The sequence below is a fragment of the Kitasatospora phosalacinea genome (genome assembly GCF_000716545.1).
Classification (GTDB): domain Bacteria; phylum Actinomycetota; class Actinomycetes; order Streptomycetales; family Streptomycetaceae; genus Kitasatospora; species Kitasatospora phosalacinea.
This window is the reverse complement of record NZ_JNWZ01000074.1, coordinates 15,635-34,763: the sequence shown is the minus strand read 5'-3', so window position 1 is coordinate 34,763 and position 19,129 is coordinate 15,635. Positions and strand designations below refer to the sequence as shown.

The following is a 19,129-nucleotide window of genomic DNA, read 5'->3' as shown; positions in this document are numbered from 1 at the left end:
GGCGGGGGTCGGGCCGGGGGTGAGGGCGGCGCCGAGGGCGAAAGCGAGGGCCAGGCAGCCGGTGGCGGTGGCGGTGGCGGCGGCCAGGCGCAGGTGGCGGCGCCGGCGGCCGCGGGTGGCGACCCGGGCGGGTGGCGGGGCGGTGGCGGAGCGGGCCGCCGCGCCCGCGGCCTCGCGGAGGAGGGCGGCGATCCGGTCGTCAGTGGAGGTCATCGGCGTGCTCCCGGGGCTCGGAGGGGTGGTCCAGGTGCTGGGCGAGGACGGCCCGGGCCCGGGACAGGTGGGCCTTGACGGTGCCCGGGGCCATCCCGGTCTCCTCGGCGATCTGCGCGAGCGGCAGGTCGCAGACGTAGAACAGGGCGGCGCACAGCCGCTGGCGCTCGGACAGGCGCCGCAGCGCGAGTGCCAGGTCGACCGGGGCCGGGTCCGGCCCGTCCACCTCGGCCCGGTCGCCGTGCCGGCGCCAGGCCCGGGCGGCGGTGCGGGCGCGGCGCCAGCGGCTGACCGCGAGCCGGCCGGCGACGGTGCGGACCCAGGCTTCCGGGGCGCGGTCGCGGTCCAGGCTGCGGCGGTGGCCCCAGGCCCGGACGAACGCCTCCTGGACGACGTCCTGGGCCTCGTGCAGGTCTCCGGTGACCACGTACAGCTGGCCGGTGAGCCGGTGGACCGAGTGGCGGTAGAACTCGGTGAACTCCTCCTCGGTCAACGGTCGGCTCCTCGTGTCTCGGGTACTTACCTCCGCTACGAGCCGCGGGCCCCGTCCGGTTGACACGGGTGACGCAGCTCACGCCCGCCGCGGCCGGACGCCTTGACGGGACCGGTGCGCGGCAGGAAACTCATCACATGATGAATTCTTCGGCGGGGCCGGCCGACGGCCCCGCGATCAGTGCCGAAGGGCTGGTGGTGCGGCGCGGCGGCACCGTCGTGCTGCCCGGGCTCGACCTCACCGTGGAGCGGGGCACCGTCACCGGGCTGCTCGGGCCCAGCGGGTGCGGCAAGACCACCCTGCTGCGCAGCGTCGTCGGGGTGCAGCGGACCGCGGCCGGCACCGTCACCGTGCTCGGGCTCCCGGCCGGGGCCGCCGCGCTGCGCGACCGGGTCGGCTACGTCACCCAGGCCCCCTCCGTGTACGGGGACCTGACGGTCGGCGAGAACCTCGACTACTTCGCCGCCGTGCTGGGCGCCCCGCCCGGCGACCCCGACCGGGTGATCGCCCAGGTCGGCCTGGACGCCCACCGGCGCACCCCCGCCGCCCGGCTCTCCGGCGGCCAGCGGGCCAGGGTCTCGCTCGCCGCCGCGCTGCTCGGCCGCCCCGAACTGCTCGTCCTGGACGAGCCCACCGTCGGCCTCGACCCCGTGCTGCGGCAGGAGCTGTGGCGGCTGTTCCGGGAGCTCGCCGCGGGCGGCGCCACCCTGCTGGTCTCCAGCCACGTCATGGACGAGGCCACCCGCTGCGACCGCCTGCTGCTGATGCGCGAGGGCCGGCTGCTCGCCCACGACACCCCCGCCGCGCTGCTCGCCGCCACCGGCGCGCCCGACGTCGAGACCGCCTTCCTCACCCTCGTCCGCACCGCGCCGGAGGCCGCCCGATGAACGCCGCCGCCCGCCGCACCCTGGCCACCGCCGCCCGGGTGCTGTCCCAACTGCGGCACGACCCCCGGACGGTGGCCATGCTGCTGTTCGTGCCCTGCCTGCTGCTGGTGCTGCTGCGCTACATGTACGACGCACAGCCCGGCACCTTCGACCGGATCGGCCCCGAACTGCTCGGCGTCTTCCCGCTGCTGGTGATGTTCCTGGTCACCTCGGTCGCGATGCTCCGCGAACGCACCGGCGGCACCCTGGAACGCCTGCTCACCATGCCGCTCGGCAAGCTCGACCTGCTGCTCGGCTACGCGCTCGCCTTCGGCGCCGTCGCGCTGCTCCAGGCCGCCCTCGCCTCCGCGCTCGCCATCGGCGTGCTCGGCCTCGACGTCGCCGGGCCGGCCTGGATGCTGTTCGCCGTCGCGGTTGCCGACGGGCTGCTCGGGATGGCGCTGGGCCTGCTGGTCTCCGCGTTCGCCGCCACCGAGTTCCAGGCCGTCCAGTTCCTGCCCGCCGTCCTGCTGCCCCAACTCCTGCTCTGCGGGCTGTTCGTGGACCGCGCCGACATGGCGCCCGCGCTGCACCGGCTCTCCGACGTGCTGCCGCTCTCGTACGCCGTCGACGCGATGGGCCGGATCACCAGGGAGAGCGGGGTGAGCGGACGCGTCCTCGCCGACCTCGCCGTGGTGGCCGGAAGCGCCCTGCTCGCCCTCGCCCTCGGCGCCGTGACACTGCGGCGGCGCACCGACTGACCGCCCGGCCCGCCGGGCGGGCGGACCCGGTCATTCGTGACCGTCCCGTGCCCGGGTCGCCATTGGGGACGGCCCGGACACTGGGGCAGAATCGACGGCATGACCGAATCCGACCGGACGCCCCACCAGGGCTCCGCCGCCGACGAGCCCGTGTACGCCGACCGCGTCTACCGCTCGGTCCCCAGCGTCATCGCCGGCGCCATGATGCTCGCCGTCGCCGCCTGGCTGATCGTCGACGCCGTCGTGACCGGCAGCGGCGCCACCCCGTGGGTCGCCCTCGCCGCCGCGCCGGTCTTCGTCTTCCCGGTGATCGCCTACACCCTGCGGCCCGTGGTGCGCGCCAACGACCGGAGGCTGGTCGTGCGCAACCCGCTGCGGACGGTCGTCGCGCCCTGGTCCAAGGTCGAAGGGCTCAAGGCCGGGTACTCGGTCGAACTCTTCGCCGACGGACGCAAGTTCCAGGTCTGGGCGATCCCGGTCTCGATCCGCCAGCGCAAGAAGGCCACCCGCCGGGCGGCCCGCGCCACCGCCGAGGGCGACCCCGCGCTGCGCGGCCCCGCCCGCCCCGGCCGGGCCCCCCGCACCCCCCGCCCGGACGAGCTGGACCCCACCCGCGCCTGGTCCGACGCGGTGGTCAACGCGCTCCAGGACCAGGCCGAACGCAACGCGCACAAGCCCTCGGCGGCCGGCGAGGTCACGACGGCCTGGTGCTGGTGGATCATCGCGCCGACCCTGGCGGGGCTGGTCGCGCTGGTCGCGGTGATCGTGGCGACCTGAGGGGCGGACTGAGGGGGACTGCGGGGAGGGGACTGCGGGGGGCCTGCGGGAGACTGCGGGAGGGGACCTTCAGGAGCCGGGGGAACGACGACACGTTCCACGACACGTTCAGGGGGCGCCGAGGCGGTGACCGCCGCCCTGCCGCCGGAACCAGGCCCGGTCGGCGGCGCGCGGCGGGTCGTCGTCACCGGGAGCGGGCCCGAGCGGGCCCGCTCGGGCCCGCTCGGGCCGAGCCGGCCTCAGGGGAGCAGGAGCAGCCGGCCGCGCAGGGGGCCGGACTCCAGGCGGCGGTGGGCCTCGGCGACCCGGTCGAGCGGGAGCGTCCCGGCCGTGCGGGGGGTGAGGCCGGCGGTGGCGAGGGCGGCGAGGCGGGGGCCGTCGGCGCGGATCCAGACCCGGGTGACGCGGGTGCCGCGCAGCGGGGCCGGGCCGGTGCCGAGGACGGCGACCAGGGTGCCGCCGCCGCGGACCGCGTCGAGGGCGACGGGGCCGAGCGAGGCGGCGTCGAGGGCGGCGTCCACCCCGGAGGGGACGGCCTCGCGGACGGCCGCGGCCAGGTCCGCCGAGCGCGGCACGAAGGTCTCGGCGCCCAGCCCGCGCACCAGCGCCCCGTCGGCGTCGCCCGCCGCGGCGACCACCCGCAGCCCGGCCCGGACCGCGAGTTGGACGGCGAAGCCGCCCACCGACCCGGCCGCGCCGGTGACCAGGAGGGTCGAGCCGGGGCGCAGGGCCGCGAGGTCGAGGGCCTGGGCGGCGGTGAGGGCGCCGAGCGGCAGCCCGGCCGAGGCGACGGGGTCGAGGCCCTCGGGGAGCGGGGCCAGCGCGTCCGCGTCGAGGACGACCTGTTCGGCCTGCGCCTTGAGCGACAGGCCCAGCCGGTCGGACAGGCCGATGACGGGCTCGCCGCGCCGGAAGCCGGTGACGCCGGGGCCGAGCGCGTCGACGGTGCCGGAGACGTCCCAGCCGAGGCCGGTGACCGGACGGGCGGGCAGCAGGCCGGCGGCGGTCAGCGCGCCCGAGCGGGTCTGCAGGTCGACGGGGTTGACGGCGGCGGCGGTCACCCGCACGCGCACCTGGCCGGGCCCCGGGACGGGCACCGGGACGTCGGCGACTTCCAGGACTTCGGGGCCGCCGAAGGAACGGAGGATCACTGCTCTCATGACAGCCACGCTAGGCGGCGCTACTCTCCATCGGGAAGTAGGTACCTGGAAGTGCGCAACCCACCGGAGAGTGCCCCGTGCCGACCCTCACCGCCGCCCAGCGCCGCGAGCAGGAACGCGCCCGCTACGACGCCTACCTGGCCCAGTGCCCGGCCCGGGAACTGCTGGACCGGATCAGTGACAAGTGGGTCAGCCTGGTCCTGAACGCGCTGGCGGGCGGGCCGCTGCGCTACAGCGAGGTGAGCCGGACCGTGGCCGGGGTGAGCCAGAAGATGCTCACCCGGACGCTGCGCTCCCTGGAGCGCGACGGCCTGGTGGCCCGGACCGTCACCCCGGCGGTGCCGGTCCGGGTCGACTACGCGCTCACCGGGCTCGGCCGGTCGCTGCTCCCGGTGGTCGCCGCGGCCAAGGACTGGGCCGAGACCCACATCGAGGAGGTGCACGCCGCGCGGCGGGCCTACGACGGCTGACCCGGCGCGACCACGTACTTGCCCTCGGCGTGGCCGGTGGCGAGCAGGTCGTGGGCGGCGGGGACGGCGGCCAGGTCGGGCAGGACGGTCACCGGGGTGTCGAGGGCCCCGGTGGCGAGCAGGTCGAGGGCGCGGCGGATCGCGTCGGCGACCTTGGCGGGGGCGTGGGTGAGCAGGCTGCTGTGGCTGAAGCCGGTGAGGGTGACGTTGGCGCCGAGCAGGCGGGGGAAGGGCGGCAAGGGGTCCGGGGTGCCGCCGCCCGCGTTGCCGAACAGGACGATGCGGCCGCCGGGGGCGAGCAGGTCGAGGTCGAGGTCGAGGGCGGCGGTGCCCAGCGGGTCGAGGACGAGGTCGATGCCGCGTCCGTCGTTGTCCGCGCGCAGGCGGGCGGCGAGGTCGGCGGGGTCGGTGCCGCGGGCGTGCACCGCGTCGTAGCCGTGGCGCCGGGCGGCCGCCGCCTTCTCGGGGCGTCCGACGGTGCCGAGCAGGCGGCCGCCGCCGAGGAGGGGGAGCAGGCGGGCGACGGCGGTGCCGACACCACCGCTCGCCGAGTGGACGAGGACGCTCTCGCCGGGGGCGAAGCGTCCGGCGTCGGTGAGCAGCAGCAGGGTGGTGGCGAGGCCGAGCGGGGTGGTGGCGGCGACGTGCAGCGGGACGCCGTCGGGGACGGGGACGGTGAGGGCCGCCTCGGCGATCGCGATCTGGGCGAGTCCGCCGGCCCGGGTGGCGGCGACCACGGGGGTGCCGACGGCGGGCCCGGTGACGCCCTCGCCGAGGGCGCGGACGGTGCCGGCGACCTCCTTGCCGGGGTGGTGCGGCCAGTCGGCGGCGTAGGCGCCGTCGCCGCGGCGGGCCATCACGTCGACGAAGTTGAGCCCGGCGTAGGCGACGTCGATCGCGACCTGGCCGGGGCCGGGCCGCGGCGGTTCGAGGTCGAGGACGTGGCTGTGTTCGGCGCCGCCTGCTTCGGTCATGACGAGTGCGCGCATGGTGGTCCCCCTCGGGGTGTTTCGAGATACGATGTTCTACGAACGTCGAAATTAGTACCACGCAACTTCGATATCTGTCGAACATCGCAGGAGGAGGCGCCCCGTGCCCCGTACCAGCCGCCGCCGCGAGGCGCCCCAGTACCCCGACACCGCCGACATCGACCTGCTGGACGTCCTGCACGCGCTCTCCGACCCGACCCGGATGACCATCGTGCAGACCCTCAGCGCGGAGCCCGAACGCGCCTGCGGCACCTTCCCGGTGGACGTCGCGCCCTCCACCCTCAGCCACCACTTCAAGGTGCTGCGCGAGGCGGGCCTGATCCGCCACCGCGAGGAGGCCAACCGCCGGCTGACCACGCTGCGCGCGGCCGACCTGGAGGAGCGCTTCCCGGGGCTGCTGACCGTCGTGGTGGCGGCGTACCGCGGCGGCGGCCAGGAGGGGTCCGTGGGCTGACTTGGTCCTCCGTCCACCGTGTGGTGCGGGCCCGTCCGCCGCGGCGGGGAGTTTCGGGGGGCTCGCACCGATTCGCCCGCCAGCGGCCGAAATCGCGAGTTGACGGAATGCCAATTTCTCGCCGACTTGAAGTCACCTGCACTGGCCCAAAAGGGAGTTGGCGAAGTTCTAGACATTCCAGGGCAATGCGCCAAAGGCCTTGACCTTTTCTCCACAGAGGATGCATCGTTCCCGACCGAATGCCTGTCCGACCGGGGCGGGCAGCAGGGAGGGAGACCGCGCACGCCATGTCCGACATAACCCCACCGAGACGCCGTAGACGGGGAAATCGGTCCGACGGGAAGAGCGTGCTCGGTCGGGCGACGGTGGCGGCCGCCACGGCGCTCGTCCTCACCGCCCTCTCCTCCCCGGGTGCCTGGGCCGCGGACCCGACGCCCGCCCCGACCCCCACCACCGGGGTCCAGGAGGCGCAGCCGCCGGCCGAGTCCGAGCAGACCAAGGCGGCCCGGTCGGCCCTCCAGCGGGCGGCGGAGACCGGGAAGCCGGTCCGGATCGACGCGATGACGGACGAGACCACCGAGGTCTTCGCCGACACCGACGGGCGGACGGTGTACTCCGAGACCCACGCGCAGGACGTCCGGACCAAGCGCAACGGCACCTGGCAGAAGCTCGACCCGACCCTGCGCAGCAACCCGGACGGCACCGTCACCCCCGCCCTGACCGGCTCCGACCTGGTGCTCTCCGGCGGCGGCAGCGGCCCGCTGGCGAAGATCACCACCGCCGACGGCACCTCGATGGCGATCACCGCGCCGTTCCCGCTGCCCGCGCCGACCCTGGACGGGGCGACCGCCACCTACGCCTCCGTGCTGCCCGACGTGGACCTGCGGGTGACGGCCCGCCCGGACGGCGGCTGGCGCGACGTGCTCGTGGTCAGGACAGCGGCGGCCGCCGCCGACCCGCGGCTGAAGTCCCTGCGCTTCCCGTTGAGCACCAGCGGCCTGAAGGTCGACGCGGACGCGGCGGGCAACGTCTCGTACCGGGACGCCGAGGGCCGGGTGCGCTTCCACGCGCCCACGCCGTTCCAGTGGGACTCCACCACCGCCCCCGCACCGGCCCCGCTGGTGAAGACGGCCGGGGCGCAGGCGAAGTCGCTGTTCGCCGCGCCCGCCGCCACCGACGCGCAGGCCGCGGCCGACGCCTCCACCGCCGAGCGGCCCGGCGCGGGTGCCGCGGTCTCCGCCATCGGCGTCTCGGCGGGGGACGCCGAGCTGGTCCTCACCCCGGACCCGGCCACCTTCGGCAAGGGCACCGGCCCCTGGTACCTGGACCCCGAGACCAGCGTCGACGGCAAGCGGCAGGTCAACGCGCAGGTCCAGGAGAACCACCCGGACACCGCCAACGTCAACACGCTCAGCGCCCTGGGCGTCGGCTACTGCGGCTACAGCGACTGCACCGGCTACGGGCGCTACCGCGCGTACTACCAGCTGTCCGTGCCCAGCGAGCTGTTCGGGAACGGCAGCCGCGGCACCGCGACCGTCAACCGGGCGACCCTGTTCGTCGACGTCGTCGACGCCTCCTCGTCCACCACGTCGAAGTTCAACCTCTACGGCGTGCCCGCCTTCCAGGGCACCACCACCTGGAACAACCAGCCCTGCGGCACCGGCAGCAAGATGGCCGGCTGCACCTGGGTCGCCGACGCCGAGATCACCGGCACCGGGCAGATGGCCTACAACGTCAAGGACTGGATGCAGACGCTGGCCAACGGCCAGTACCAGAACTGGACGATCGGCTTCTCCGCCGACAACGAGTACGACAAGCTGCTGCGGCACCACCTCGGCGCCGACCCGCACATCACCACGTACTACGACGTCGCGCCGACCATCTGGTACCCGCGCACCTCGCCGCGGCCCGGCTTCGTCAACGACCCGACCTTCGGGACGCAGGCCAACGACTGCCAGACTCCCGGCGGCGGCTACGCCTGGTACGCGCCCGGCTGGGTCGGCGCCAACCAGTACGTCTACCTGAACGCCAGCACCTGGTCGCCGATCGGCGCCCCCGTGACGGTCAACTACCACGCCTGGGACGACAACGACGGCAACTGGAGCGCCTGGCCCAGTAGCACCGGCGACGCCCCCGTGTCGCTGGGCAACCTGGTCGACGGCCACCAGTACGGCTGGACGGCGAGTGCCGCGGACGGTCAGCTGACCTCCGGCTCGACCCCCTGGTGCTACTTCCGGGTCGACAAGACCCCGCCGCGGGTGTCCCTCTCCTCCACCGACTTCCCGGCCAGCGGCACGATCGGCGCCGTCCCGACCAAGAAGGCCGGGCAGGCCGGCACCTTCACCCTCACGGCCCAGGACCCGGCGCCCGCGTCCGGCCTGAACGCCTCGGGCGTGGCCTGCATCCGCTGGACCACCGACCCGACCCCGGTCACCGGCTGGTCCTGCGACGCGGCCGGCACGCCCAACAAGGAGGGCGTGGTGAAGGGCGCCTCCGGCACCTTCCCGTTCGCCCCTCCCCAGTGGGGCACCAACACGCTGTTCGTGCAGGCGATGGACGTGGCCGGCAACTACAGCCAGCCCCTGCCCTACACCTTCTACGCCCCCTGGGACCCGGCCACCGGCACCAGCGGCGTCCCCGGTGACCTGAACAAGGACGGCCGCGGCGACGTCCTGCTCCCCGATGACCGGGGCAACCTGCAGGTCGTCGGCCTGGACAGCGACGCGACCGCGATCCAGGGCGCCCCGCTCGGCCTCGCGCCCGGCGGCACCACCTGGAAGAACGACGCCACCACGACCGTCCGCACCACCCACCTCGGGGCGCTGCGCTCGTCCCCCTACGCCGTCGACGACGCCATCGTGTGGACCAACGCGACCACCGGCGGCACGTCCCTGGCCTCCAACCTGTACCTGTACCAGAACAACGGCGACGGCACCTTCCAGCCCCCAGTGGCGCTGGACAAGCCGACCACCTGGCTCGACACCGCCGGCAACGCGCTCAGCCAGGCGCCCGCCGGCTGGAACACCAACTGGAGCGGCCTGACCCAAGTGGTGGCGCTCGGCTCGCCGAACGCCAAGGTCAACGCCGACGACGCCCTGACCGCCTCCAAGCAGACCTCGGTCCTCACGGTCGAGGGCGGCAACCTGTGGCTCTACCGCACCGACCCCACCAACCAGCTCGGCGCGGCCGCGATCAAGGTCTCCTCCGCCAACTGGAACAACTACGAGCTGATCAACCCCGGCAGGGCCTCCGGCACCAACCAGCCCACCCTGTGGACCCGGGACAAGACCGACGGCACCATCCGGGCCTACGACATCACGCTCAACGCCGGCGGCTTCCTGGACTTCGCCAACCTGGCCGACCCGACCACCAAGGCCCGGACGGTCGGCACCCAGAAGTTCACCGTCGCCGCCTATCCGAAGATCGGCTCCAGCGGCGACGCCACCAAGGACGGCCTGCCCGACCTCTGGGCCCTCGACGCCGTCAACCACCTCAAGGTGTGGCCCGGCACCGCCGCCGCCGGCTCCACCGTGGTCACCGGCTTCGCCGCCGCCCCGGGCGACCAGGGCGACACCCGCAAGGTCGTCAACCGGATCAAGCTCGACAACTCCGCCGTCACCGACGTGTACGGCAAGAACCCGATGACGGTCGGCAGCGGGGTCACCTTCCCGACCGACACGGTCAACGGCAAGAGCACCACCGTCGCGCACTTCGGCGGCGGCCTCGGTTCGGCCGGTGCCACCTCGGTGATCTCCTCCGGGGCAGGCCAGACCCAGCAGGTCAAAGTCGACACCTCGAAGTCCTTCACCGTCAGCGTCTGGGCCAAGCCGGCCGGCGTGAGCGGTTCGGTCCTGTCGACCAAGGGCGCCACCTCCAGCGGGTTCATCCTCTGGCCCGACAAGGACGGCACCTGGCGCTTCGGCATGGCCACCGCCGACCAGGCAGGCTGGAACTACCACCAGACGGCGGACAGCAGCACCAGCGCCGCCGCCTACCAGGCCGGCCGCTGGGACCGCCTGACCGCCAGCTACAACGCCGTCACCGGCGGCATGTCGCTTTACGTCAACGGGGTGCTCGCCGGCAGCAGCTACCACGCCGGCAAGTTCGGCTACAGCGGGCCGCTGGTGATCGGCAACTCCCAGGAGGCGGGCGCGCTCTCCGCCGCGTTCGACGGCAGCGTCAGCGACGTCGAGGTGCTGGACGTCCCGACCGACCCGAGCATCACCGCCAACCGGATCATGGCCGACCTGCCGACCGGTGTCGGCAGCAACAAGTGCCTGGACGCCAACAACATCGTGGACGCCAACGGCACCGCGATCCAGATCTGGGACTGCAACCCCAGCACCGCCCAGCAGGCCACCTCGCAGCCGAACGGCACCGTCAAGGTGCTCAGCCGCTGCCTCGACGTCACCGGCGCGGCCACCGGCAACGGCACCAAGATCCAGCTGTGGACCTGCGACGGGAACCCCGCCCAACAGTGGCTCTACCGTGCCGACGGCTCGCTCTACAACCCGATGTCCGGCCGCTGCCTGGACATCCCGAACGGCAACATCGCCAACGGGACGCAGCTGCAGATCTGGGACTGCAACCGGACCTACCCGCAGCGCTGGAGCATGGGGGCGGCCGTCTGACCCACCGCCCGACCGGCCCGGTCGGGGGCGCCACCGGCTCCCCCGACCGGTTCCACCGCCTCGGAAATCGACCCGGAAATCACCGGGCCAATTCCACCGGGGCGGTTTCAGGTGCACTTTCTTAATTTCCGTGTCCGGTATCTCCGAAAGCGGTTGGATTCGATGGCGAACTTTATAACGGGATGGTGAATTCGGCCGTCGCGCACTGGTGTCGACCGGTCACCCGTCCCTAGATTTCCGTGTTGACCACTGCGCATGCTCCAGGGCGCCCTGTCTCCTGACGGGGCGTCTTTTGCGCATGGTTTCAACCGAGTTGGGGAGAACCAGATGGGGGTACAGCGTGAACGCACCCCACGCCGGTACCGGCTGAGAGGCCGGTCCCGGGCGTTGGGGATGCTGACGCTCATGGCAGTGACCGGGTCACTGCTCGGTGCGCCACCGGCGTTCGCCGAGAAGGCGCCGAAGGTGTGGGTCCCGCCGACCACGCCGCTGCAGGACGTGAAATCAGTGGGCGGCCGCTCCGACAGCGTCACCGGGACGCCCACCACCGGCGGCGTGCCCCGGGAGTGGAAGCGCTCTGCCGCGGCCCCGGCGAAGGCCGGCAGCGCGACGGTCCAGGTCACCGAAGTGTCGGCGGACCAGGAGGCGGCGCGCCGGCTGAGCGGCGGGGCCGCTCCGGCGGCCGGCGGCAAGGCCAAGGTCAGGGCCGGCGACCTGCCGGTCTTCCTGACCGACCTCGGCACCGCCCAGGACAAGGCCGCGGGCACGCCCTCGGTCAAGGTCGACCTGCTGGACGAGGGCAAGGCCAAGGCGGCCGGCTCGACCGGTCCGGTGGTCCGGCTCGAAGGGGCCGGCGGCGCCGCCAAGGGCGGCCACAAGTTCCAGGTGTCGCTGGACGTCAAGGCGCTGACCGGCAACGCGATGTGGTCCGACCGGGCCCGGCTGGTGCTGCTGCCCGAGTGCGCGCTGACCACGCCCGACAAGCCGGAGTGCCGCACCAGCACGCCGGTCCCGTCCACCCTGGACCCGCTGTCCGGCCTGCTGACCGCCGACGTGCAACTGCCCGAGGCGCCCGCCGCGGGCACCACCCGCGCGTCGCTCGGCGGCGGCTCCACCGGTGGCGTCGTGCAGGCCGGGTTCGTCGAGCAGACCGCCACCGCGTCCTCGGGCGCGATGGTGCTGTCCGCGCAGGCGAGTTCGTCCGGCTCCTCGGGCTCCTTCGCGGCGACGCCGATCGCGCCGTCCGCCGCCTGGAGCGCCGGTTCCGGCTCCGGCAACTTCACCTACTCGTACACCTTCGACCTGCCGACCGCGGTCGGCGGGTCCGCCCCCAGCGTGGTGCTGGGCTACGACTCCTCGGCGGTGGACGGCCGCACCGCGGCCACCAACTCGCAGTCGGGCTGGGTCGGTGACGGCTGGGACTACTCGGCCGGCTCGATCTCCCGCTCGTACAAGGCGTGCATCAAGTCCGGCATCGACATGTCGGGCGACGAGTGCTGGGCCGGGCAGGCGCTCCAGCTCAACCTGGCCGGCCACTCCGGCACGGTGGTCAAGGACGACACCACCGGCGCCCTGCGCCTGCAGGGCGACGACGGCACCCTGATCACCCCGCTGACCGGCCTGAACAACGGGGCCTGGAACGGCGAGGGCTTCAAGGTCACCACCACGGACGGCACCCAGTACTACTTCGGCGCCAACCACCTGCCCGGCGGCGACGGCACGGACCCGGCCAGCAACTCGGTCAACACCGTGCCGGTCTACCACCCGCACGCGGGCGACCCGTGCTACAACTCCTCGACCGGCCTGGCCTCCTGGTGCCAGATGGGCTGGCAGTGGAACCTCGACTACATCGTCGACCTGCACGGCAACCTGATCAAGTACCAGTACGCCAAGGAGTCCAACCACTACGCGCGCGGCGGCGGCCAGAACAACGGCACCGGCACCCGCACCGCGTACGACCGGTACTCCACCGTCTCCTCGATCCAGTACGGCCTGCGGCTGGCCGACCAGATCGCCTCGAAGGGCGCCGGCAACCCCGCGGCGAAGATCGACTTCACCACGGCGGAGCGCTGCTTCGCCTCCGGCTCGATCACCTGCAGCGACGCCCAGCGCGTGGTGGCCAACCAGTCCTCGTGGCCCGACACCCCGCTCGACCAGGCCTGCACCTCGTCCGGCACCTGCACCACCTACGGCCCGACGTTCTGGACCTCCAAGCGGCTGACCAAGATCGAGACCACGGTGTACGTGGGCGATTCGGCCCGGGTGGTCGACTCCTGGGCGCTCAACCAGGTCTTCTCCGACCCCGGTGACGGCACCTCGCCGACCCTGTGGCTCAACTCGATCCAGCGCACCGGCAAGAACGGCCAGGCGGACGTCACGCTGCCCGCCGTGTCCTTCACGGCCATGCAGATGGCCAACCGGGTCGACGGCCTGGTCCCGGCGGTCTCGCAGTTCAACCGCCCCCGGATGAAGGAGATCACCACCGAGACCGGCGGCCGGATCACCGTCGTCTACAAGCCGGTCGAGTGCTCGCGGCTCAACGGCACCATGCCGGCCTCCGAGGCCGGGAACACCATGGCCTGCATGCCGGTGAAGTGGGTGCCGCCGGGCTCGCCCTACGACGCCAAGCCGGTCGACGACTGGTTCCACAAGTACCTGGTCTCCTCGATCACCGAGTCCTCGCTGGTCACCAGCTCCACCGTGGCCAAGGAGACCCAGTACTCCTACGGCGGCGGCGCGGCCTGGCACCGCAACGACTCCGAGTTCGCGGACGACGACACCCGCACCTACGACAACTTCCGCGGCTACCAGACCGTCACCACCACCTCGGGCTCCGGCTCGGACGGCCCGCGCACCAAGTCGGTCAGCACCTACCTGCGCGGCATGGGCGGGCAGGTCGCCGACAGCTGGGGCGGGACCATCACCGACGCGGAGGAACTGGCCGGATTCGTCCGGGAGACCCAGAACTACGAGTCGGACGCCGCGGGCGCCAAGGTCGTCGGCGGTGAGCTCACCACCCCGTGGCTCTCCAAGATCACCGCGACCCACACCCAGACCGGCAACCTGCCCAAGGTGACGGCCCGGTACGTCAACACGGCCGACGTGAAGACCCGTTCGCTGCTCTCCAACGGCCAGTGGCGCACCACCGAGCGCACCGCCACCTACGACGAGGACCACGCCGGACGCGTCTTGACCACGGACGTCCTCGGCGACCTCTCGACCAACGGCTCGCAGCGCCAGTGCACCGCCGTCACGTACGCCTCCGGCAGCAACCCGGCGCTGGTCGAGTTCCCCTCCCGGGTGCTCACCCTGTCCGGCCCCTGCGGGCAGACGCCCGCCCAGGCGAACACCATCTCGGACGCCCTGACCATCTACGACGGTCAGGCGCTCGGCACCATCGGCGACAAGGCCGACCAGACCGAGAACCGCGTCCTGGAGTCGTACGGGGCCAACAACACCCCGAACTACAAGGTGATGTCCAAGGCGCAGTACGACGCCTACGGCCGCCAGGTCTCCACGACCGACCCCAACCGCACCGACACCGCCCACCCGAACGGCGCGACCACCACCACGGCGTACACCCCCGCCACCGGTGAACTGCCCTCCAAGGTCGAGGTCACCAACCCGCTCGGCTGGAAGTCCACCACCGTCATCGACCCGGCCCGCGGCCTGCCCACCAGGGCGACCGACGAGAACGGCCGCGTCACGCAGGAGACCTACGACGCGCTGGGCCGCCTCACCGCGGTGTGGCTGCCGGGCCGCGACCCGAACGACACCGACAGCCAGAAGACCACCCCGAACCGCAAGTTCAGCTACGAACTCAACGGCTCGACCTCCCCGTCGGTCGTCACCAGCGAGAGCATCCGCGAGGACCGCACCTACGCCAAGAGCCTGCAGATCTACGACGGCCTCGGCCGCGTACGCCAGTCCCAGTCCATCCCGGCCCAGGGCCAGGTCGGCCGCCTGATCTCCGAGGCGTTCTACGACTCGCACGGCTGGCAGATCAAGTCCACCCCGTCCTACTACAACGCCGACTCCGGCCCGGTCGCCACGGTCTTCCTGCCGCAGGACTCCGAGGTCCCGCAGCAGACCTGGAACGAGTACGACGGCCTCGGCCGCGTCACCGCCGGCAAGTTCATCTCGTACGGCCAGGAGCAGTGGCGCACCACGGTGGCCTACCCGGGCGCCGAGCGCACCGACACCACCCCGCCGCCCGGCGGCTACGCCAGCACGAAGATCACCGACTCCACCGGTGCCACCGTCGAGGTCCGGCAGTACAAGTCCGGCACCCCGACCGGGGCCTATGACGTCACCACCTACGGGTACGACGTCGCGGGCAAGCCGACCTGGGTCCAGGACAGCAACTCCCCGGCCCACCGGTGGACGTACGGCTACGACCTGCTCGGCCAGAAGATCAGCTCGACCGACCCGGACGCCGGCACGTCGACCACGGTCTACAACAAGGCCGGAGACGCCGTCACCACCACCGACGCGCGCGGCAAGTCGACCAGCGTCACCTACGACCTGCTCGGCCGGCCGACCGCCTCGTACGACGGGACCAGCACCACCGACGCGAGCAAGAAGCTCACCGAGTCGACCTACGACACCCTGGCCCTGGGCAAGCCCACCAGCACGACCACCTACGCCGACGCCCCCAACGGCTCCGGCAGGGTCGCGTACGTCAGCACGGTCGCCGGCTACGACCTCGGCTACCGGCCCACCGGGACGTCGATCACGGTCCCGTCCGTCACCGGTGAGGCGAAGCTGGCCGGCACCTACACCTGGTCGAACACCTACACGCCGGTCCTCGGACTGGTCAAGAACACCAAGCTGCCCGTGGTGGGCGGCCTGGCGGCCGAGACCGTCGGCAACTCCTACGACGTCGACGGCAACTTCCGGACCTCCAGCGGCCTGGACTACTACGTCCAGGACATGAAGTACGACGCGTTCGCCCGTCCCACCCGCACCACGGTGGGTGAGGCCGGTCTCCAGGTCGTCTCCACCCAGGACTACGACCCGGCCACCGGCCGCGTCGTCCAGTCCACCCTGGACAAGCAGACGGCGACCACCACCCACGTCGACCTCACCACCTACACCTACAGCAAGTCCGGTTCGATGACGTCGGCGAAGACCGTCCAGGACGGCACCGCCACCGACCTGCAGTGCTACACCTACGACTACCTCGGCCGGCTCGCCGCGGCCTGGACCGACAAGGGAACCACCACCACCGCCACCGCCCCCTCGGTGCAGGGCATCGGCGGCTGCACCAACGCCACCGAGCCGACGGCGCTCACCGCGTCCGCCCGGATCGGCGGCCCGGCTCCGTACTGGCAGTCCTACTCCTACGACCTGACCGGCAACCGCACCAAGCTGGTCCAGCACGACACCACCGGCGCGGTCGTCAACGACAAGCAGACCACCCAGACCTTCGCCACCGGCCCCAACATCCCCACCACCGACCCGGCCACGGGCGGCGGCACCGGCGGGCCGCACGCGCTGCTCACCTCCACGACCAGCGCGAACGGCACCAGCAAGGTCGCCACGTCCACCTATGACGCGACCGGCAACACCACATCCATCACGGACACCTCCGGCACCAAGACGCTGACCTGGAACAACCAGGGCAAGCTCGCCAAGGTCCACGACACCGCGGCGCCCTCCAACGACACCAGCTACGTCTACGACGGGAGCGGCAACCAGCTGATCCGCCGAGCGGGCAGCAAGACCACCATCAACCTGGGCACGGACGAGCTCACCCTCGACACCGCCACCGGCAAGACCACCGCCACCCGCTACTACGCGGCCCCCGGCGGCCTGACCATCACCCGCACCGCCGACGACGCCGGTGCCACGAAGCTCTACTACCAGGCGTCCGACCCGCACGGCACCGCCGGTGTCCAGATGGACGCCGCCACCCTGAACGTCGCCCGGCGCCCCACCGACCCCTTCGGCAACGCCCGCGGCACCCAGCCCGCGGCCGGAGCCTGGGCCGGTGACAAGGGCTTCGTCGGCGGCACCATCGAAGGCACCGGATTCACCAACCTCGGTGCCCGCCAGTACGACCCGAAGACCGCACGCTTCCTGTCCGTCGACCCGCTCTTCGACAACTCCGACCCGCAGTCGTGGAACGGTTACGCCTACGCCAACAACAACCCCGTCGACGGCTCCGACCCCAACGGCACCTGCCGGGTCACGGAAGACGGCCTCTGCCAGGGCACGCCCTATATCTACGTCGCCCCCAGCGCCGGCGACGACGGAGCCGGAGGCAACACCAGCAACTCCGCCACCCCGGCCGGCAAGGCTGCACACGACGCCAGCAACGAGGCCCTGCGCCAGAAGCAGGCCGCCGACGAAGCACTCGCCAAGGCCAAGCAGGCCCGCGAGGAACTGATCAGCAAGATCGTCGACGTGGTCGGCGACCTGATCGGCTTCAACGACGCCCGCGACTGCTTCACCAAGGGCGACGTGATGGGCTGCATCAACACCGCCCTGAACTTCGTCCCGTGGACCAAGGTCTTCAAGGCGGTCAAGGTCGGCATCAAGGCGTTCAAGCTCTGGCGCGAGGGCGAGAAGGCCTACAGCGCCATCCGCAGCGCCGAACGCGTCGCCAAGGAGGCCCAAGAAGCCTTCAGCGTCGCCCGCAAGACCGAGAAGGAGGTTGCCGAAGCCGAACAACAAGCGGCCAAGGCGGCCGAAGCCGACGCTGCGAAGGCATCAGGAGGCGATGCCGCGAAGGCCGCGGAAGCTGATGCGGCCAAGACGGACAGCGGCGCCTCATGTCCTTTCAACAGCTTCCCGGCGGGGACGCTAGTTCAGCTCGCTGACGGAAACGCCAAACCGATCGAGCAGCTCCAGCCCGGCGAAATGGTCCTGGCCAGCGACCCACAGACCGGTGAAACCCGACCCGAGCCCGTCACCGCCACGATCATCGGCTACAACGATGTCGAGTTCACTCAGCTCACTCTCGACCGCAATGCCCGGGGCGAGGTCCCTGTCGTCACCTCTACCGCGCACCACGCCTACTGGGACGAAACGGTTCACAAGTGGGTTGATGCCGTAGACGTGGCGGTCGGCCACCAGCTCCGGACCACCGACGGAACGCTCGTCACCGTCACCGCTAGCCAGACCTACAGCACTCCGCCGACCAGCGCCCACAACCTTACCGTGGCCGAACTGCACACGTACTATGTGCTGGCAGGGGCCACGCCGGTCCTCGTACACAATTGTGGCGATGGAGTGGTCGCCAACAGTAAGTCCGATGAGCTTCCGTTTGAGCAAATGGCGGCTGATTTTGAAGGCGTATCCGCGATGGCGGCCGGGTCCCCCGAGTTCTCGGATGCGGTTTCTGGTGGGGGGAGGTACCTGTGGACTGTCGGAGAGCATGGAAATCTCAATATGGTTCAAGATCTCCCGGGCGTGCATCACACCATCGCCAGCGGTGGGGCGCCAGTTGCTGGCGCTGGGCAGATCACATTCGGAAGTGGCGGTAGGGTTACATCATTCGATAACTTTACGGGCCACTACACGCCTCCGTGTGCGCAGTGTGCTGCATCGTTCATCAGCAGAGGCGTTGACTCTTTCGCCGGCGCGGGGATAAGGATTCCTCTGGCAGTAATTCGAGACTACGGCGGGAAGGCTCCGTAAGTGGAAATAGAGAGCACCCTTTGCGAGATTCGTAAGATTTCAGTTCCTGATATCTCACGCTGGATCCAGGATCGGCTTCCCGACGGGGCTTCTCCGCAGTGGTGGCTGGCTATCTTCGAGTCGCTGGAGACCAGCGTAAGTCCTGTAAGGGGCGCGAACCCACCGCAAGTCAGACGTGACTTTGAGATCGGAGTGGAGGTTGTCACCTTGGCTGTAACCAGCGGAGGTGTCAGGCCGGCCGTGGGTGCATATTGGATGCTGCGGCTCGCGGCCATTGCACTTCGCTTCAATCCGCCGCTCGGAGGTCTTCCTGCCCTTCTTTCGCCGGATGAGGCCGCGTCGTGGGCGCTAAGCCGAATGCCGCTTTCACATGGGCAGGTAATCGAAGAATCGGAATCCAGGAAGGCGGCCTACTTGGCGGCGGGCGATGACTTCTATGCGCCTGTCGGGCAAGAGTTTTCGGTGAATCATGAAGCGCGTGCTGGATTCCCTGAATTGCAAGACGTCGAGCTGGTTTTGTCCGCTCTTCCGTGGATCTCATCTGCGACGAAAAGGGCGGATGTGAAGCAATCCATCGATGCGTGGATGAATATTAGAGGCATTCTGTGAGTCTTGCCTGAAGCTGGCCCGGCAAGGGGTTTCCATTTAAGTCCTCAAAAGGTTGAAGAAAA

12 protein-coding genes are annotated in these 19,129 nt (G+C 71.5%); 8 read left to right on the top strand and 4 right to left on the bottom strand.

Going from position 1 to position 19,129, the window contains the following annotated elements; all coding sequences use genetic code 11:
* Positions 1 to 213 (bottom strand): hypothetical protein (locus OO48_RS28700; RefSeq protein ID WP_033221482.1); only part of this gene is annotated, 213 nt, incomplete at its 3' end.
* Positions 200 to 706 (bottom strand): SigE family RNA polymerase sigma factor, encoded by a 507-nt coding sequence (locus tag OO48_RS28695; RefSeq protein ID WP_033221481.1) that lies wholly within the window; start codon positions 704 to 706, stop codon positions 200 to 202. The genes OO48_RS28700 and OO48_RS28695, both read right to left, overlap by 14 nt.
* 137 nt (positions 707 to 843) lie before the next feature.
* Here OO48_RS28695 and OO48_RS28690 point away from each other — a divergent pair, with 137 nt between their 5' ends.
* The 3 genes from OO48_RS28690 to OO48_RS28680 all read left to right on the top strand — a co-directional run bounded on the left by OO48_RS28690 (position 844) and on the right by OO48_RS28680 (position 3,110).
* The gene (locus OO48_RS28690; RefSeq protein ID WP_033221479.1) at positions 844 to 1,593 is read left to right on the top strand and encodes an ABC transporter ATP-binding protein; all 750 of its coding nucleotides are present in this window, start codon (positions 844 to 846) and stop codon (positions 1,591 to 1,593) included.
* A complete protein-coding gene (locus tag OO48_RS28685; protein WP_033221473.1) occupies positions 1,590 to 2,333 on the top strand; it encodes an ABC transporter permease in 744 nt (247 codons plus the stop codon). The genes OO48_RS28690 and OO48_RS28685 overlap by 4 nt, the downstream gene beginning before the upstream one ends.
* 99 nt (positions 2,334 to 2,432) lie before the next feature.
* Positions 2,433 to 3,110: a PH domain-containing protein gene (locus OO48_RS28680; protein ID WP_033221471.1), complete on the top strand. Its 678-nt coding sequence runs from the start codon at positions 2,433 to 2,435 to the stop codon at positions 3,108 to 3,110.
* A gap of 239 nt (positions 3,111 to 3,349) precedes the next feature.
* Here OO48_RS28680 and OO48_RS28675 read toward each other — a convergent pair whose 3' ends face one another.
* On the bottom strand, positions 3,350 to 4,270 hold the full coding sequence (locus OO48_RS28675; RefSeq protein WP_051733023.1) for an NADP-dependent oxidoreductase: 921 nt from the start codon (positions 4,268 to 4,270) through the stop codon (positions 3,350 to 3,352).
* 77 nt (positions 4,271 to 4,347) lie between these two features.
* On the opposite strand from OO48_RS28675, the gene OO48_RS28670 reads away from it, so the two are divergent.
* Positions 4,348 to 4,740, top strand: coding sequence for a winged helix-turn-helix transcriptional regulator (locus OO48_RS28670; RefSeq protein WP_033221468.1), 393 nt, complete (start codon positions 4,348 to 4,350; stop codon positions 4,738 to 4,740).
* Here the strand turns inward: OO48_RS28670 and OO48_RS28665 are convergent.
* Positions 4,728 to 5,729, bottom strand: coding sequence for a quinone oxidoreductase family protein (locus OO48_RS28665; RefSeq protein ID WP_033221467.1), 1,002 nt, complete (start codon positions 5,727 to 5,729; stop codon positions 4,728 to 4,730). The two genes, OO48_RS28670 and OO48_RS28665, sit on opposite strands and share 13 nt — an antisense overlap.
* 103 nt (positions 5,730 to 5,832) lie before the next feature.
* On the opposite strand from OO48_RS28665, the gene OO48_RS28660 reads away from it, so the two are divergent.
* The 4 genes from OO48_RS28660 to OO48_RS38620 all read left to right on the top strand — a co-directional run bounded on the left by OO48_RS28660 (position 5,833) and on the right by OO48_RS38620 (position 19,067).
* Positions 5,833 to 6,183, top strand: coding sequence for an ArsR/SmtB family transcription factor (locus tag OO48_RS28660; RefSeq protein WP_033221465.1), 351 nt, complete (start codon positions 5,833 to 5,835; stop codon positions 6,181 to 6,183).
* A 347-nt stretch (positions 6,184 to 6,530) separates the two neighbouring features.
* Positions 6,531 to 10,814 (top strand): ricin-type beta-trefoil lectin domain protein, encoded by a 4,284-nt coding sequence (locus tag OO48_RS28655; protein WP_245194845.1) that lies wholly within the window; start codon positions 6,531 to 6,533, stop codon positions 10,812 to 10,814.
* Positions 10,815 to 11,219: 405 nt separating this feature from the next.
* Complete coding sequence (locus tag OO48_RS28650; RefSeq protein WP_245194844.1) at positions 11,220 to 18,458, top strand: polymorphic toxin-type HINT domain-containing protein; 7,239 nt, start codon at positions 11,220 to 11,222, stop codon at positions 18,456 to 18,458.
* The gene (locus tag OO48_RS38620; RefSeq protein ID WP_157845559.1) at positions 18,459 to 19,067 is read left to right on the top strand and encodes a hypothetical protein; all 609 of its coding nucleotides are present in this window, start codon (positions 18,459 to 18,461) and stop codon (positions 19,065 to 19,067) included. It abuts the gene before it with no gap.
* The last annotated feature ends 62 nt before the right edge of the window (positions 19,068 to 19,129 follow it).

Excerpts from the sequence above, each read along its gene's own strand:
- OO48_RS28685 (WP_033221473.1), top strand. The coding sequence starts at position 1,590 with ATGAACGCCGCCGCCCGCCGCACCCTGGCCACCGCCGCCCGGGTGCTG.
- OO48_RS28680 (WP_033221471.1), top strand. The coding sequence starts at position 2,433 with ATGACCGAATCCGACCGGACGCCCCACCAGGGCTCCGCCGCCGACGAG.
- OO48_RS28690 (WP_033221479.1), top strand. The coding sequence starts at position 844 with ATGATGAATTCTTCGGCGGGGCCGGCCGACGGCCCCGCGATCAGTGCC.
- OO48_RS28665 (WP_033221467.1), bottom strand. The coding sequence starts at position 5,729 with ATGCGCGCACTCGTCATGACCGAAGCAGGCGGCGCCGAACACAGCCAC.
- OO48_RS28675 (WP_051733023.1), bottom strand. The coding sequence starts at position 4,270 with ATGAGAGCAGTGATCCTCCGTTCCTTCGGCGGCCCCGAAGTCCTGGAA.
- OO48_RS28650 (WP_245194844.1), top strand. The coding sequence starts at position 11,220 with ATGGCAGTGACCGGGTCACTGCTCGGTGCGCCACCGGCGTTCGCCGAG.